The organism is Devosia sp., from assembly GCF_036676215.1.
Classification (GTDB): domain Bacteria; phylum Pseudomonadota; class Alphaproteobacteria; order Rhizobiales; family Devosiaceae; genus Devosia.
Map to the genome: position 1 here is coordinate 1 of NZ_JAKFDJ010000041.1, position 14854 is coordinate 14854.

Annotated in this window: 15 protein-coding genes and 1 pseudogene; 13 read left to right on the forward strand and 3 right to left on the reverse strand. The window is 63.1% G+C overall.

Annotated elements, in window-relative coordinates:
• Together V6M52_RS03315 and V6M52_RS03320 are read left to right on the forward strand one after the other, a co-directional pair.
• A pseudogene (locus V6M52_RS03315) lies at nucleotides 1–294 on the forward strand (hypothetical protein); the annotation flags it as partial.
• Nucleotides 295–311: 17 nt separating this feature from the next.
• Complete coding sequence (locus tag V6M52_RS03320) at nucleotides 312–1715, forward strand: phosphomannomutase (protein ID WP_332699419.1); 1404 nt, start codon at nucleotides 312–314, stop codon at nucleotides 1713–1715.
• Between the two features lie 37 nt (nucleotides 1716–1752).
• On the opposite strand, the gene V6M52_RS03325 is transcribed toward V6M52_RS03320, so the two are convergent.
• Nucleotides 1753–3552: a hypothetical protein gene (locus V6M52_RS03325; protein WP_332699422.1), complete on the reverse strand. Its 1800-nt coding sequence runs from the start codon at nucleotides 3550–3552 to the stop codon at nucleotides 1753–1755.
• 83 nt (nucleotides 3553–3635) lie between these two features.
• On the reverse strand, nucleotides 3636–4616 hold the full coding sequence (locus V6M52_RS03330) for a hypothetical protein (protein WP_332689605.1): 981 nt from the start codon (nucleotides 4614–4616) through the stop codon (nucleotides 3636–3638).
• Between the two features lie 181 nt (nucleotides 4617–4797).
• Here V6M52_RS03330 and V6M52_RS03335 point away from each other — a divergent pair, with 181 nt between their 5' ends.
• From V6M52_RS03335 to V6M52_RS03350, 4 genes are all read left to right on the forward strand, one after another.
• Nucleotides 4798–5385 carry a nitroreductase family protein gene (locus V6M52_RS03335; RefSeq protein ID WP_332689602.1) on the forward strand — a complete coding sequence of 196 codons (588 nt, stop codon included), beginning with the start codon at nucleotides 4798–4800 and terminating at the stop codon, nucleotides 5383–5385.
• Between the two features lie 85 nt (nucleotides 5386–5470).
• Nucleotides 5471–6274, forward strand: a complete 804-nt coding sequence (locus tag V6M52_RS03340; RefSeq protein WP_332699425.1) for a transglycosylase SLT domain-containing protein — start codon at nucleotides 5471–5473, stop codon at nucleotides 6272–6274.
• Between the two features lie 173 nt (nucleotides 6275–6447).
• Entirely contained in the window at nucleotides 6448–6600 is a 153-nt protein-coding gene (locus V6M52_RS03345; RefSeq protein WP_332699428.1) for a hypothetical protein, read from the forward strand.
• Between the two features lie 96 nt (nucleotides 6601–6696).
• A complete protein-coding gene (locus tag V6M52_RS03350) occupies nucleotides 6697–7902 on the forward strand; it encodes a DUF2336 domain-containing protein (protein ID WP_332699431.1) in 1206 nt (401 codons plus the stop codon).
• On the opposite strand, the gene V6M52_RS03355 is transcribed toward V6M52_RS03350, so the two are convergent.
• Nucleotides 7899–8675, reverse strand: coding sequence for an NAD kinase (locus V6M52_RS03355; protein WP_332689590.1), 777 nt, complete (start codon nucleotides 8673–8675; stop codon nucleotides 7899–7901). The two genes, V6M52_RS03350 and V6M52_RS03355, sit on opposite strands and share 4 nt — an antisense overlap.
• A 281-nt stretch (nucleotides 8676–8956) precedes the next feature.
• Here V6M52_RS03355 and V6M52_RS03360 point away from each other — a divergent pair, with 281 nt between their 5' ends.
• The 7 genes from V6M52_RS03360 to rfbA all read left to right on the forward strand — a co-directional run.
• Complete coding sequence (locus V6M52_RS03360; protein WP_332689587.1) at nucleotides 8957–9502, forward strand: transglutaminase-like cysteine peptidase; 546 nt, start codon at nucleotides 8957–8959, stop codon at nucleotides 9500–9502.
• A gap of 274 nt (nucleotides 9503–9776) precedes the next feature.
• Nucleotides 9777–10244: a hypothetical protein gene (locus tag V6M52_RS03365; protein ID WP_332689584.1), complete on the forward strand. Its 468-nt coding sequence runs from the start codon at nucleotides 9777–9779 to the stop codon at nucleotides 10242–10244.
• A gap of 484 nt (nucleotides 10245–10728) precedes the next feature.
• Entirely contained in the window at nucleotides 10729–11379 is a 651-nt protein-coding gene (locus V6M52_RS03370; RefSeq protein ID WP_442881805.1) for a sugar transferase, read from the forward strand.
• 57 nt (nucleotides 11380–11436) lie between these two features.
• Nucleotides 11437–12009 (forward strand): dTDP-4-dehydrorhamnose 3,5-epimerase, encoded by a 573-nt coding sequence (gene rfbC / locus V6M52_RS03375; RefSeq protein WP_332689578.1) that lies wholly within the window; start codon nucleotides 11437–11439, stop codon nucleotides 12007–12009.
• A complete protein-coding gene (rfbB, locus tag V6M52_RS03380) occupies nucleotides 12006–13073 on the forward strand; it encodes a dTDP-glucose 4,6-dehydratase (RefSeq protein WP_332699434.1) in 1068 nt (355 codons plus the stop codon). Before rfbC ends, rfbB begins: the two co-directional genes overlap by 4 nt.
• Nucleotides 13073–13960 (forward strand): dTDP-4-dehydrorhamnose reductase, encoded by an 888-nt coding sequence (gene rfbD, locus V6M52_RS03385; protein ID WP_332699437.1) that lies wholly within the window; start codon nucleotides 13073–13075, stop codon nucleotides 13958–13960. The genes rfbB and rfbD overlap by 1 nt, the downstream gene beginning before the upstream one ends.
• Nucleotides 13961–13999: 39 nt before the next feature.
• A partial coding sequence (gene rfbA, locus V6M52_RS03390) for a glucose-1-phosphate thymidylyltransferase RfbA (protein ID WP_332699440.1) occupies nucleotides 14000–14854 on the forward strand: 855 nt, incomplete at its 3' end.

The window sequence follows — 14854 nt, forward strand, 5'->3', positions numbered from 1 at the left end:
GAGCTGGGCAAGGCCGTGGCGCATGACAGCCTCTCGGCGGTGGCGCCGTTTCGGATCGTCAATATCGGGGGTGGGCAGCCAACGGAACTGATGGACTTCATCGGTGCGCTGGAGCGGGCGTTAGGCGTAAAGGCGCGGCTCAACCTGCTGCCGATGCAGCCGGGCGATGTGGTGGCGACCGAATCCGACACGAGATTGCTGCAGGCGCTCATAGGTGCAATGCCGCAAACCCCGATAGACGTCGGGGTGGCGCGCTTCGTAGCATGGTTCAAGACCTATCACGGCTATATGTGAGAGCAGGAGAGACGCGATTGGCAGCGAGCAGCCTCAAATTTGGCACCAGCGGTCTGCGCGGCCTGTCGTCGGACCTGGAGGGGCAGGCGGCCCGGCGCTATACGGCGGCGTTTCTGCGGCATGTGGCGGGGCTGGGCCAGAGCGGGGGCGGCAGGGTTTTCCTCGGACGCGATTTCCGCCAGTCGAGCCCCACTATTGCTGCCGATTGCGCGGCGGCGATAGACGCGGCGGGCCTCGAGCCAGTCGATTGCGGAACCATCCCGACGCCGGCGCTGGCCTGCCACGCGATGGCGGCGGGCTGCGCGGCCATCATGGTCACGGGCAGCCATATTCCAGCCGACCGCAACGGGCTGAAATTCTACCTGCCGAGCGGGGAAATCAGCAAGGCGGACGAGGCGGGCATTCTTGCTGCGCTGCGGGATGAGGCGGTCGGAGAGCTGGGTGTTGCCGTTGCCGACGAGGCCGTGGCGGCGGAGGCGCGCTATTTCGAGCGATTTGCCGGGTTGCTGCCTGCTGGGGCGCTGGCGGACTGGCGGATCGGGGTGTTTGAACATTCCAGCGTGGCGCGCGACGTGCTGGCGGGGATACTCCGGCATTTCGGCGCCGAGATCGTCAGCCTGGGGCGGACGGAGAGCTTCGTGGCTGTGGATACCGAGGCCTTCGGCGACGCGGTATTTGCGCCACTGCCCGGCTGGGTTGCGCAGCATGGGCTGGACGCGATTGTCTCGGCGGATGGCGATGGCGACCGGCCGCTGCTGATGGATGGCAGGGGGCAATTCGTGCGTGGCGACGTGCTTGGCCTGCTGGCAGCGCAATATCTGGGCGCCGATACGGTGGTCACGCCGGTGACGTCCAATTCGGCCATCGAGCGCACCGGGTTTTTCGGTAGCGTCGTGCGCACGCGGGTTGGATCGCCCTATGTCGTGGAAGCCATGGGCCATGCGGGCGGTGCCGTGGTCGGGTTCGAGGCGAATGGCGGAACGTTTGTTGGCGAGGGGGTGACTGTGGAAGGCCGTCCGCTGGCGCCGCTGGCGACGCGGGATGCGGTGCTGCCGATCCTGTGCGCGCTGGGATTGGCTGCGGCACAGCGCAGGACGGTTGACGAACTGGTTGGTGCCTTGCCGCTCCAGCATGCGCTGGCCGACCGACTGCAGGAGGTTCCCGGCGAGCGTAGCGGGGCATTCCTGTCCCGGCTGGCCGAGGACTCAGTCTATGCCCAGCAGCTGTTCGCGCCGCATGGCATTGCCGGCCTGTCTATGATCGATGGGCTGCAGTTTCGCACCGCGGCAGGGGACATGGTGCATTTTCGGGCTTCGGGCAATGCGCCCGAACTGCGCTGTTATGTCGAGGGCAGTACGCCCGAGGTCGCGCAGGCGCTGTTGGCCTGGGGCATGAGTATTGCGGCCCGGGAGGTCGCCTGAAGAAGAAGGGCCGCTGCGAAGCGGCCCTTTGCTCATGTTATTTTGCGGTGGCGTCGATGGTCACTTTGCCAATGAGCACCGTGGGGTCACTCTCGGCAGCAATGAAGTCCAGCAGGCCCAGGCCGGGGGCCTCCTTGGCCGTCATCTCGATCGTGAGGTATTTGGCCGTGCCGCTCACAAAGGTATTGAGGGCCGCGCCGACCTTCTGGGCTTCGGCGGCGCCGGCCAGCAGGCCAACGACAGTGCCTTCGGCTAGCCCGGCGAAGACCGGCCGCATGGTGGCCGGGTCGGAACCCTGATCGGCGGCCACGCGCGCCAGAATGATATCGGCGAGACCGGAATCGGTGATGTCGAGCTTGAGGTGGCCGATGGCCACGGCCATGGCCGCGGCAAGAGCTTCGTCCTCGTTCACGCTGAACAGTGCATCGCTGGCATTGGTGATGGTGCCGGCGAGGGCGATGGTCGCCAGGTTCGCGCCCGTTATCGAGACTTCATCGACCGCGATTGTGTTCTCGGCTTCATTCCATGAGGCGTCGATGGCAAAGCCCGCGTCGATATTGGTGACACCCAGATCGATCAATTGCTTGATCTGCTCGTCCTCGGTATTTTTCGGCAGGTCGATCACGACATTGCTGGCAGTGGTCAGCAGGTCGGTGGGAATGCCGTTGAAGTAGCCGCCGAGCGTCAGGTCGAAAGCGCCGATACTGGCAGAAATCCGCTCGCCATCGCTGTCCGGATCGGGAACGTCAACGACCACGTCGCTGAAGGAAAAGCCGCCGAAAGCCGGGACCAGCGCGCGGGCATTGGCCATGAACCAGTCTTCATCAATGGCGTCAGGTGCCGCCTGGATGGCCGCGATCGGACCGCTGAAGTCCATTTCCTTGATGGTGATGTTGCCGACCTGAACCGTGCCATCATCCTCCACGGTGATGTCCAGGCCGTCCATGGCGATGGATGGATAGATGCCAGGGCTCATGCCGCCCATCGACATGCCGGCGACGGTGAAGCTCACCGGCCGGTCTTCGTCATCGACGCCGGAGCAGTCGAAGCCCTCGAACTCGGCCGGCGAGGTTTCGAAGGCGGTGAACAGGTCCACATACATGCGCAGCGCGGCCCCGACCGTCTCGGGAGATGGGTCCTCGTCCTGCGCTTCGAGGGATTCGGCCAGCGCCATAATATCGGTGAAGGAGTAGTTGAGTGGGCGGGCCTTGAATTCGGCGACGGTCATGGCGCCCATGGTGCAGCTCACATCGGGCGCCTCGAAGGTGCCGCCTTCGAAGCTGAAATCGGTGTAGATGGTCTCGAGTTCGCTCTGCCCATCGCCGTCGACCAGGCCGTAAAGCCCCAATACGCCGCCGATATTGAAGTCGGCGGCCGAAAGCACGCCAAAATCGGCAGAGCCGTCGGCGCCGGCGTCCACCGTCATGCCGGACAGGGTTACCGATGCGGCAGTGCCGTCGGTGATGTCGGACAGCTCAAGATCGGAGAAGACGATCGTGGCTTGGCTGGTCTCGCCATCAATCGTGGTGGTGGTCGCCAGCACAATCTCGGGAATGGTGATGCTGCTGGCGGTCAGCCCTGCCAGCGCGTCAGCGTTTTCAGCAAGGGCGCCGCTGAAGATGGCGCGGAGCGTATCGTCATCGACATTGGAATTGATGGCGTCGATGGTGGGAATTTCGACGTTGAAGCTGGATGCCGCGGCGGTGGTTTCCGCCGCCGGAGCGGGCTTGGCCTTGGTCTTTTGCGCCAATGCCGCTCCCGCCGGCAGGGCAACGCTCAAGAGGCTGGCAGTGGCAAGAATGCCCAGGCGCTGCCGGACCGTGGTGCTGAACAGCATGATAATTCTCTCCCGCTTTGGTTGGCGGCAATTTGGGCCATCGGCCGCGCCGCTTCAATAGGCAAACCGCGTTGCGCCGAAGGTCAATAGACCGTGGTCAGCACTTCGATCTCGCGGACCGATCCGGCCTGGACCTGAAACTCGCGATTGAAGACCTGTTCACCCTGCTTGGCGAGAACGAGGTAGTCGCCCTCGGCCAGCACGGTCGAAGGGAAGGCGCCCAGTTCGGAGAAAACCGTGGCGCCGTCGGCGGTCTTGATCGTCCATTCCACATCCGCAATGGCTTCGCCGCCTTCCTCGGACACCAGCTTGAACGAGACCTCGCTGGCATGGTGATAGAGCGTTGCGTCGGTCAACTGGCCCGGCTCCACCCGGAGGTCGGCGCGAACCACGGCGTTCACCGTGCCGAAGTAGGAGACGATGTGATACGTGCCGGCATTGAGGGTGACGATATCGTTGGGCAGCAGGCCTTCGGCGACGAGGGTGCGATCGCCGGCATCGCCTGCAGTGAAGATATCGAACTTCAGCTGGTCGGTGGGGATGGCGATATCGCCGGTGACGGCCGAATTGAGCCGAAGCGCGCCAGCCTCAAGGATGAAGGCCTTTTCGTTGGTGCCTGGCGCAACCGACAGGGGTTCGCTGGTCTGCGCCCGGCCATAGGCCACGTGGACGACGTATTCGCCGGGGGGGAGTTCCACCGTCGGCGCGCCTAGATCGGACTTGGCGACAAGCGCAAGTTCACCGCTGGCATCGGGTTGCGTATCGAAGATGCGCCAGACCAGGCCGTCAGGGATTGGCGCGCCGTCCTGGGTGATGCGGGCGCTCAACGTGACCGGCTGCGGCGCGGACGTGAGGGCGGCGATGGCTTCGGTGGCCGGCGTGGCGGGCTGCCCAGCTCCGCTGGCGGGGCGCGCGGACAGGCTCTCGGGGTCCGGCCGCGGGCGCGGCATTGGCGGCATTTCCGCGGTGCTCTCCTGCGCGCTCGCAACGGTGGCGATCGAGGGGAGGGCGGGCGCCGCGATAGCCAGCACGAGCAGGAGGGCTAGTATTGGTCGCAAGCGCATCTGGTCTCCATGGCCGAGCTGACTGAATCAGTCGTGCCGTCTTAGGCGGCGATTGGGGAAAAGCTGTGTCACAGACCTCGCAGGATGAAAACACCGCAATGCTGTCGGGAGCAGAATTTGCCCCAGCTTCTGGCGTCCGGGCATGGTTGCAGCTATTGCTCGCGCAGAACGGAGCCAGACGATGCCTGCCAATCCTGCCCTGCGTGACTATCTGCTGACCCGCCGTTCGGTGGGCATTGCCTTTCTCAAGGAGCCGGGGCCGAATGCCAGCGAGCTTGAGCAGATCCTGACCATCGGGACGCGGGTGCCTGACCATGGCAAGATTACGCCCTGGCGGCTGATCGTGATCGAGGGGGAGGCCCGGGTGCAGGCGGGCGAGAGGCTGGCCGGGATTTTTGCGCGCAACAATCCGGGCATCGATGAGGCCAGCATCGAGATCGAGCGGCAGCGTTTTCTGCCGGCGCCGCTGACCATCGGCGTTATTTCGTCGCCCAAGCCGCATCCCAAGGTACCGGAATTCGAGCAATTGCTGTCGGCGGGCAATGTGGCGTTCAACCTGCTGCACGCCGCCTTTGCCCTGGGGTTCGGCGCTTCCTGGGTGACGCGGTGGTACACGTTCGACGCGGAGGCCGCGGCAATGCTGGGGGTCGGGGCGGGGGAGCGCTTCGTGGGCTTTGTGCATATCGGCACGCCGACCACGACCCTGGAAGACCGGCCGCGTCCGGCCCTGTCCGAAATCGTCAGCCACTGGGGTCTCGATCAGCAGTAGCACCAGGGTCGAATTGGTTAACAGGGAGTTAACCTTTGGCATGCCCTTATGGGGCCGTTAGCGATTCTGCGGGACGAGCCTTGCGATGGGCGTACAGCCAATTTCCGTGCCACAAAGCCTGGCCTATGTGCTGACGGCCGCCGGCGACCGGAATGGCGTGGATTTCGACTATCTGCTGCAGACCGCCATGCGCGAAAGCAGCCTCAATCCGCAAGCCAAGGCGCAGACTTCTTCGGCCGTCGGGTTGTTTCAATTCCTCGAAGGCACATGGCTGCAGGTGATGAAGGAAGAGGGCCCGCGCCTGGGCTACGGCCAGACTGCCAGCAATATCACGCGCACGAGCAGCGGGGACTACACGGTGAGCGATCCTGCGCTCAAGGCGGAGATCCTCAAATTGCGGGAGGACCCGCGGGTCGCGGCGGACCTGGCTGCGGCCTTCACCAAATCCAATGGCGACTATCTCCAGGGCCGGTTTGGGCGGATGCCCAGTGCGGGTGAGCTCTACATTGCGCACTTCCTGGGCGCGCAGGGTGCCGAGCGGATGTTCACCGCGGGGTTGCAGGACCCCGACCAGATTGCCGCCAACCTCTTTCCGAAGCAGGCTGCCGCGAACCGGACGATCTTCTATTCCGAGGGACAGCCGCGAACCATCCGCGACGTCTATCGCGTGCTGGTCTCCAAGCATGAAGCCGCCGGCGGCACCAGCGCGCCATTCGCTGCCCAGCAGATGGCCGGCCAGCCTGCCGCGCCAGAGGTGCCGGTCATTCCCTCGCGCTTTTCGCCGGCCAACATGTCGTTTACCGGCCTGTTCAAGAACGAGGCCGAGGGCCTCCCGGCAACCGGCACGGAGGACGGCGGCGGGTTTTTCACGCAGCTTTATGCACGATAGCGAACCGGTCGGTATTCGGCCCGTTTACGCAATAGTATCCATGGGCGGAACTACCCGCCTCCGGAACGATTTTATTCAAATAGCAAATGGCGACGTAGATAGAGCGTTAAGAGAGACATCGTGTAATTGGGGACGTTGAGCGGGCCTGTGCCTGCGATCGCCAGGAGACCGATATGCGCCGGATAAGTGTTGCACATGCTGGATCTGCCCTGCACCTCTCCCGGGGATGGCTGGTGCTGGCTGCCATGCTTGCAAGCTGGGTGTTCATGGCCGGCCTGTGGACGGGCGGCAGCCAGTTGTTCGCCTTTGTCGCGACGGCGATCTAGCTCCATCTCACATCGTACCAAGCGCACGCGCACTATGGTGAACCGTTCCTTAAATCTTCCCGCCTAGGGTGACTCTGCCGATGTGCGGAGAGTGGAATGGTTGCGTATCAAGAGTTCGTGTCGCTGTCTCGCTCGCTCGACAGCGAGGAACGCGGCAGCGCAGCGCATCTCTCGGCACTCGCCTATCTCAATCATGTCGGACCGGCTGACGAGCAGGCTGCCCTCTATGCGGCGCTGATCGGGTTTCTCGATGATCCGTCGGTAAAGGTGCGCGCCGCGCTTGCCTATGGACTGCTGCATTCCAGCGAGGCGCCGCGCCCGATCATGCTGGCCCTGCTGCATGACAGCGCCATTATTGCGCGCGCGGTGATGCAGTATTCTCCCGTGTTGATCGACGCCGATCTCATCGGGCTGATCAAGGCCCTCGACCTTTCGATGCTTGTGGCGGTGAGCCAGCGGGCCAGGCTCAGCCCCAGGCTGGCGGCGGCCATTGTGGCGCGCGGGCACAATAGTGTGACGCTGCGGCTGTTGCGCCGCATGGATATCGCGCTGGGCGATGCGTTGCTATCGGAACTGGCGACGTCACTGGCCGAGCAGGCCGAGATGCGAGGCGCGCTGCTGGCGCGCAAGGACCTGCCGGCCGCCGCAAGACTGCTGCTGGTGCAGAAGGTGACCGAGGCTCTGCGCGGCGCCCGGATCGTCAAGGGCGCATTGCCCGAGGATCGGCTGGCGCGCGTCCTGCGCGACAGTTGCGACACAGCGCTCACAGCTATTGGCGAGCGCGAGGCGGGCCGGGCCGGTGGCGGCTATGTCGCGGCCCTGATCGGGACCGACAGGGTCAATACAAGGGTGCTGCTGCATGCGGTGGTCACCGGGCATGTCATGTTCTTCGCCGATTGCCTGGCCGAACTGGCACAGACGCCGCGGGCCAAGGTCTTCACCCTTTTGGAGAATGGCAGCCGGGTCGCGCTCAATGCCCTGTTTTCGCGATGCGGACTGGGGGAAGGGGTGCGCAATCTGCTGGCCCGGCTGGTGCTGCATGCGCGCGCCACCGACCTGGCGGACGACGCGGGGGCACGCCACTATGTGGTGACGGCGCTGACCGAGGAACTGATCGCCGAGCATGGCGGCGTTATCCCCGAAGAGCTGGAAGAAGCGTTTGCCTATCTCAGCGAGCAGAACATATTGCTGGCGCGCAAGGCGGCGCGCGGCGTGATGGCGGCCTTTGCGCAGGATGCGGTGACGCCCATGGCCCTACCGGCCGGGATGGCCGACCAGCAGCTGGCGCTGCCCGCCGCCTAATAGCGGAACTGTTCGCTCAGGACGCGTTCTTCGAGGCTCGTGCCCGGATCGAACAGGAGGGTCACGCCATGGGTGCGATCTTCCCGCACCGTGACTTCCAGGACATTCTGAAACTCGACATTGTCGGCCACGGCGCTGACCGGCCGCTTGCCGGCTTCACGCGTGATGAAGCGGACTTCGGCGCGGTTGGAGAGGATGGCGCCACGCCAGCGGCGCGGACGGAAGGGCGAGATCGGCGTCAGCGCCAGGAGCTCGGCCTCGATCGGCAGGATGGGACCGTGCGCCGACAGATTGTAGGCGGTGGATCCAGCCGGGGTCGACAGCAGCACGCCGTCGCAGATCAGTTCGTCGAGCCGGGTTTCGCCATCCACGATGATCTGGATCTTGGCCGCCTGATAGGTCGAGCGAAACAGCGACACCTCGTTGAGGGCAAGGGCGGACTGGGTCCGGCCCGAGGCATCGAGGACCTGCATGGAGAGTGGAAAGATGCGGGTGCGCTGGACAGAGGCAAGCCGCTGATCGAGGTCGTCCTCGGAGAAGGTATTCATCATGAAACCGACCGAGCCGAAATTCATGCCATAGACCGGAACGCTCATGCGCATGACGCGGTGCAAGGTCTGCAGCATGAGGCCATCGCCGCCCAGGGCGACGACGACATCAGCCACGTCCATGGCGTAATCCCCATAGCGGGCCTTGAGCCGCGCGGCGGCGGCATCGGCTTCCGGCGTTCCATTCGTGACGAAGCTGATGCGGTCTGCGGGCTGGCTGGACACGTATAGGTCTCCGCTGGAAAGTCGCGTCTGCCTAGCACGCAGAGCGGGCAGGGGCCAGCCGGTGCGGGCAGGCCGACCGGTGGCAATTGAATCAAGTTCGCAGACAGCTTGAGAGAAATTGCGCCGCCCGTTTCAATCGTCTCGTCGCCGGGGGCGGATATCAGAAGGCCGCAGTCGGGACCGGAATCTCGGCAATTGAATAAAATTGTATCGAATTTTCGAATTCGGCAGCAATTTGGCGCGTGCATCCTGCAGCCATCACCTCATCAGGGATGGCTCAAATGAACATCAAACTCACGTCGATTGCAGCCGGCATGGCGGTTCTTATGGCCCTCACCGCCGGCGTGTCTGCCAACACCCAGCACAACGATCAGGTCCGCCGCATGGCGCCGGCCACGCCGACCGCCATGACCTTCTTCTGCCGCAAGTACGAAGGCGAATGCGCCACCCGCGGCGCGTCGTCGGTTCGATTGACGGCTGACCTGATGAAGGTCCTCGACCAGGTCAACAAACGGGTCAACCGCGCCATCTCCTACCGGGGAGAAAGTGCCGATATCTGGACCTTGAACCCGCGCAGCGGAGATTGCGAAGATTATGCGTTGAGCAAGCGCAGCGCCCTTATTCAGATGGGCGTGCCGGCAGGCTCGCTGCGTATCGCGGTCACCGCCACGCCACGCGGCGTGCCGCATGCGATCCTTGTCGTGAAGACAAGCGGTGGAGACGTCGTACTCGACAACCGCTCCAACGCCGTGAAGGAACTGCGCGCCTCCGGCTACAGGGTTCAAATGATGTCCTCTGCCAACCCGCTGCGTTGGGTTGCCGGCTAGGCACTGCAAAAGCGCGCTCCGCCTGTCGCTGCCGCTCCGGCGCAGTGGCAGGCATTTTTGCTGTGGCAGCCTTGACGGAAGTGCATGGCTGGGGCGGAGAATTGACCATTTAGGCCGCTATTCTCGCCAATGGTGCTGCTTGTTGCACATTTTAGCGCCACTACTGTCATTGTAGAGACAAGTATGTTGGTTAAACAATGTGAACTGCAGATTGACACCAATTCGCCCCGGTCATATTAGTTTGGTGTGCGGCAATGATGTAAAGGTTAGTTAAATGCGCAGGATTTTTTCTACCTTGGCGCTTGCCACAGTGTTCTCGTTTGGCTCGGCCAATGCCTTCGCGCTCGAAACCGGAGTCGCGGAAGTCGACGAGCTGATTGCAGCGCTTGAAGCTGACATCCTAGAGAGCTGCACCGGTGCGAGCAAAGACGCGACTAGTTGCGCGGCGCTGCTTCAGGTCTTTGCAGGTCTGGTAACGCCAGCGGGCTTTGCTGCGCTTCCTGGCTATACCGCACTGGTTACTGCCAATCCGGCGCTGGAAGAGGTGGTTGTCGCCGCTGTGACGTCGCCGGCTTACGAAACCTCCTTTGCCACCACGCAGACTGCGCTGGGTGGTGAGATTGCGACTGCCAATGCCGCAGACCCACTCTTTGCCCAGGCCATCGCCCCGGCGTTGACCAGTGCGACGGGCGTGAATACCGCAGGCGGCAACGAAAACCCTGCCAGCCCGACCACTCCGTAATATTCTCGGGTTGCTGTCTAGAAATTGAGAGGTCCTTGTGGGCCTCTTTTTTTGTCTTACTGTTTCTTTAGCGCGATTTTCGTTGCCTCCATTTTTAGATGCAGCCCATGCATTTCGCGCATGGCAAATTGCCTATACTTAACAAATCGCAACAAAATAGCCAAAAATCCGGGTATTGCTGCTGAAATAGTGACTTCATTGTCATCGTTTCTTCGCGGTGATTAACCCTCGCAAATCGAATGCATGGGTGGCGGACTTGCGGAACGTTAGTGTTTTGGTATGTTGTATTTGCGGTAATTGATGCAGCAGGCGCGCAAAGGTGGGTCTCATGACGGATATGGACAGGGTGCAGGGGTTTCCCCTTGACGCTGCTGGCGTGGATATCTTCCGCGCGCCCCCGCCAGTAGAGCGGCGCTGGGAATGGGATGGCGTCGATCGTGACAGTCGCCAGACGACCACGCGCCAGAGCGGCTTACCGCTGATCATGTTGAATTCTGTTCCGGCCGTGCCGGATTTCGGTCCGGAGCGGATTACCGAGTTGCAGATCAAGCGCGTCATCGACGTTGCCGCGTCGCTTCTGGCGCTTTTCGTCCTGATGCCGCTGCTCGTGCTCTGTGCGCTGATGATCAAGATCACCAGCCCTGGTCCGGTGTTCTTTCGGCAACAGCGCGAGGGCCTGGACGGACGCCTGTTCGAAGTTCTGAAGTTCCGCTCCATGCATGTAGCGGCCGGCGATGCCAGCGGCGTGGCCCAGACCGTGGAAAACGATCCGCGCGTCTTTCCGCTGGGGCGCTTCCTGCGCAAAACCAGCATCGATGAACTGCCGCAATTGATCAATGTGCTGCGCGGGGACATGTCTCTGGTGGGCCCGCGTCCGCATGTGCCTGGCATGAACGCGGCGGGCGTCAGCTATCGCGAGCTGGTGCCCTATTATGATCTGCGGCTGCGCGTATTGCCCGGCGTAACCGGGTGGGCGCAGGCCAATGGCTTTCGCGGGCCGACAGACAATGCCGGCCGGGCCAAGGCGCGGGTCGACCACGATATCGCCTATGTCTGCAATTTCTCGGTCTGGCTGGATATCAAGATCATCCTGCTGACCATCCGCAAGGAATTCGTGGTGGGGTCGGGCCACTAGCAGCCTCAAGGTCTGGCGTGTTGACCGCCGCAGTCAATTAGTTTGGCGGATTGAACAATGAAGTTACGCAGGCTGGCCATCGAAGACGTGGTGGAAATCACCCCTTCGCGATATGGCGACGAGCGCGGATATTTCTCCGAGACCTTTCGCAGCGACTGGTTCGTGCAGAATGTTGCCGATGTCGCCTTCGTGCAGGAAAACCAGTCGTTGAGCCGTGGCCGCGGCGTGTTGCGTGGGCTGCATTTTCAATCGGCACCGAGCGCCCAGGGCAAGCTGGTACGCTGTATTGCCGGCGCCATTTTCGACGTTGCCGTCGATATTCGCCATGGTTCGCCGAGCTTCGGACAATTCGTCAGTGCCACACTGACCTCGGATGAGGGCAATCAGCTCTTTGTGCCTGTCGGCTTCCTGCATGGGTTCTGCACCCTGGTTCCGGATACGCAGGTTTCCTACAAGGTGACGGCCTATTACGATCCGGCCGCCGATCGCGGCGTGGCGTGGAACGATCCCGATATCGGCGTTGATTGGCCGGACTTCGTGGATCCCTCACTGCTGTCCGGCAAGGATCAGAAGCAGCCGCTGCTGCGCGATCTGCCACACTATTTCGAATTTATGGGGGCCGTTTCGTGAGGGTTCTGGTTACCGGCGGCGCTGGATTTATCGGCTCGGAACTGGTCAGGCACCTGGTGCTCGACAAGGGCTATGAGGTGCTGACGGTCGACAAGCTGACCTATGCCGGCAACCTGGCTTCGCTGAAGCTGCTCGAGGGCAGGGCGAACCACCGTTTCCTCAAGGCCGATATCTGCGACCGCCAGGCCATGACGGAAGCATTCAGCAGCTTCCGCCCGAACCGCGTCATGCATCTGGCCGCCGAAAGTCATGTCGACCGCTCGATCACCGGGGCGGAAGACTTCATCCGCACCAATGTGCTGGGCACGTTCACGCTGCTGGAGGTTGCTCGCGGCTACTATGGCAGCCTCGATGCGAGCGCCCGCGCGGCGTTCCGCCTGCTCCATGTTTCGACGGACGAGGTCTATGGTTCGTTGGGCAGCGAAGGGCTGTTTGAGGAAACGACTCCCTACGATCCGAGTTCGCCCTATTCGGCCTCCAAGGCGGCGTCCGACCATCTGGCCAAATCCTGGGAGCGGACCTACGGACTGCCGGTGGTGGTGTCCAACTGCTCGAACAATTATGGCCCCTATCACTTCCCGGAAAAGCTGATCCCGCTGACCACGCTCAATGCGCTCGAAGGCAAGACACTGCCGGTCTATGGCCGTGGCGAGAATGTGCGGGACTGGCTCTATGTCAACGACCATGCGCGGGCGCTTGATACCATCATAGAGCGCGGGCGGATCGGGGAGACCTACAATGTCGGCGGCCGCAACGAGCGGCGCAATATCGACGTGGTCCGCCGCATCTGCGGCGTGCTCGATAGCCGGCGGCCGCTGGCCGAACCGCGCGAGAGCCTGATCCGCTTCGTCACCGACCGGCCGGGCCATGATGCGCGCTATGCCATCGATGCGACCAAGCTCGAGACGGAGCTGGGTTGGCGGGCACAGGAGACCTTCGATAGCGGGATCGAGAAGACGGTCGACTGGTATCTGGATAACGAATGGTGGTGGCAGCCGCTGCGGGAAAGCTATGCCGGTGACCGGCTCGGTGTGCTTCCCGAAGCCAAACGGGCTGTCGGCTGATGCGGCTGGTGGTGACCGGCAAGTCGGGGCAGGTGGCGACCGCCCTGGCGGAGCGTGGCCGCGCGGCCGGCATTGCGGTCATTGCCGTCGGGCGGCCGGAGTTTGACCTCAGCCAGGCCGAGGATGCCGAAACGGTCCTGAGCCAGGCGAAACCGGATGTCGTGGTTTCGGCCGCCGCTTATACGGCGGTGGACAGGGCCGAAACTGACGCTGACGCCGCATGGGCGATCAATGCCACGGCGCCGGGCCATTTGGCCGCCGCGGCGGCCAGGCTCGGCGTGCCGATCGTCCATTTGTCGACCGACTACGTCTTCGAGGGCAGCAAGCCCACGCCCTATGTCGAAACTGATACGACCGGGCCGCTGGGTGTCTATGGGGCCAGCAAGCTGGGCGGCGAGCAGGCCGTGGCGAGGGCTACCGACGACTACGCGATCCTGCGGACGGCCTGGGTCTATTCCCCGTTTGGCAACAATTTCCTCAAGACCATGCTGCGGCTCGGTGCCGACCGGCCGGAGCTGCGCGTCGTCGATGACCAGGTGGGCAATCCCACATCGGCGCTCGATATTGCCGATGCCGTGATCGGGGTGGCACGAAACCTGATGGCTCGTCCCGACGAGGCCAGCCTGCGCGGAATTTTCCACATGACCGGAAGCGGGGAGGGGAGCTGGGCTGATTTCGCCTGCGAGATATTCGCGCGCTCGGCCGAGCTGGGCGGCCCCTCGCCCAGGGTGACGCGCATCGCGACGGCGGACTACCCGACACCGGCGCGGCGCCCGGCCAATTCGCGGATGTCCTCGGCGCTGTTGGCCAAGGTTCACGGCATTGTCATGCCGGACTGGAAGAGGTCGACCGCCGATACCGTCAAGCGGCTGGTGGCCGGATCATGACGGGTCAAAGCCATTGCATCGCGTTGGAGAACTGAGGTCATGAAGGGCATAATTCTGGCGGGCGGCAGCGGTACGCGATTGCATCCGATCACGGCCGCGATCTCCAAGCAGCTGATGCCTGTCTATGACAAGCCAATGATCTACTACCCGCTCACGACGCTGATGCTGGCAGGGATCAACGACATTCTGATCATCACCACGCCCCACGATGCCGAGGGTTTCAAGCGCCTGCTGGGCGACGGAAACCAATGGGGCATCTCCATCACCTATGCGCAGCAGCCGGCGCCGAACGGGCTGGCGGAGGCGTTTGTCATCGGCGCCGATTTCGTGGCCGGGGGGCCATCGGCACTGGTGCTTGGCGACAATATCTTCTACGGGCACGGCCTGCCCAACCTGATGCGGACCGCCACGTCGCGTCGCAGCGGCGCCAGCGTGTTTGCCTATCACGTCACCGATCCCGAGCGGTATGGTGTCGTCGATTTTGACAGCCAGATGCGGGCCGTCAGCATCGAGGAAAAGCCTGCCAGGCCGCGCTCCAACTGGGCGGTGACGGGTCTCTATTTCTACGACAGCCAGGTGGTCGACATTGCCGCCAATCTCAAGCCGTCCCCGCGCGGCGAGCTGGAGATTACCGACGTCAACCGGATCTATCTCGAGCGCGGACAGCTGTCGGTGGAGCTGATGGGGCGCGGCTTTGCGTGGCTGGACACCGGTACGCCGGACAGTCTGCTCGAAGCGGCACAGTTCGTCGCCACGCTGGAAAAGCGCCAGGGCTTCAAGATCGCCTGCCCGGAAGAAGTGGCTTTCCACATGGGCTATATCAGCGAACGGCAGCTCGAGACGCTGGCGGAGAAGCTGAAGAAGAGCGCGTATGGGGCGTATCTGAAGTCTGTT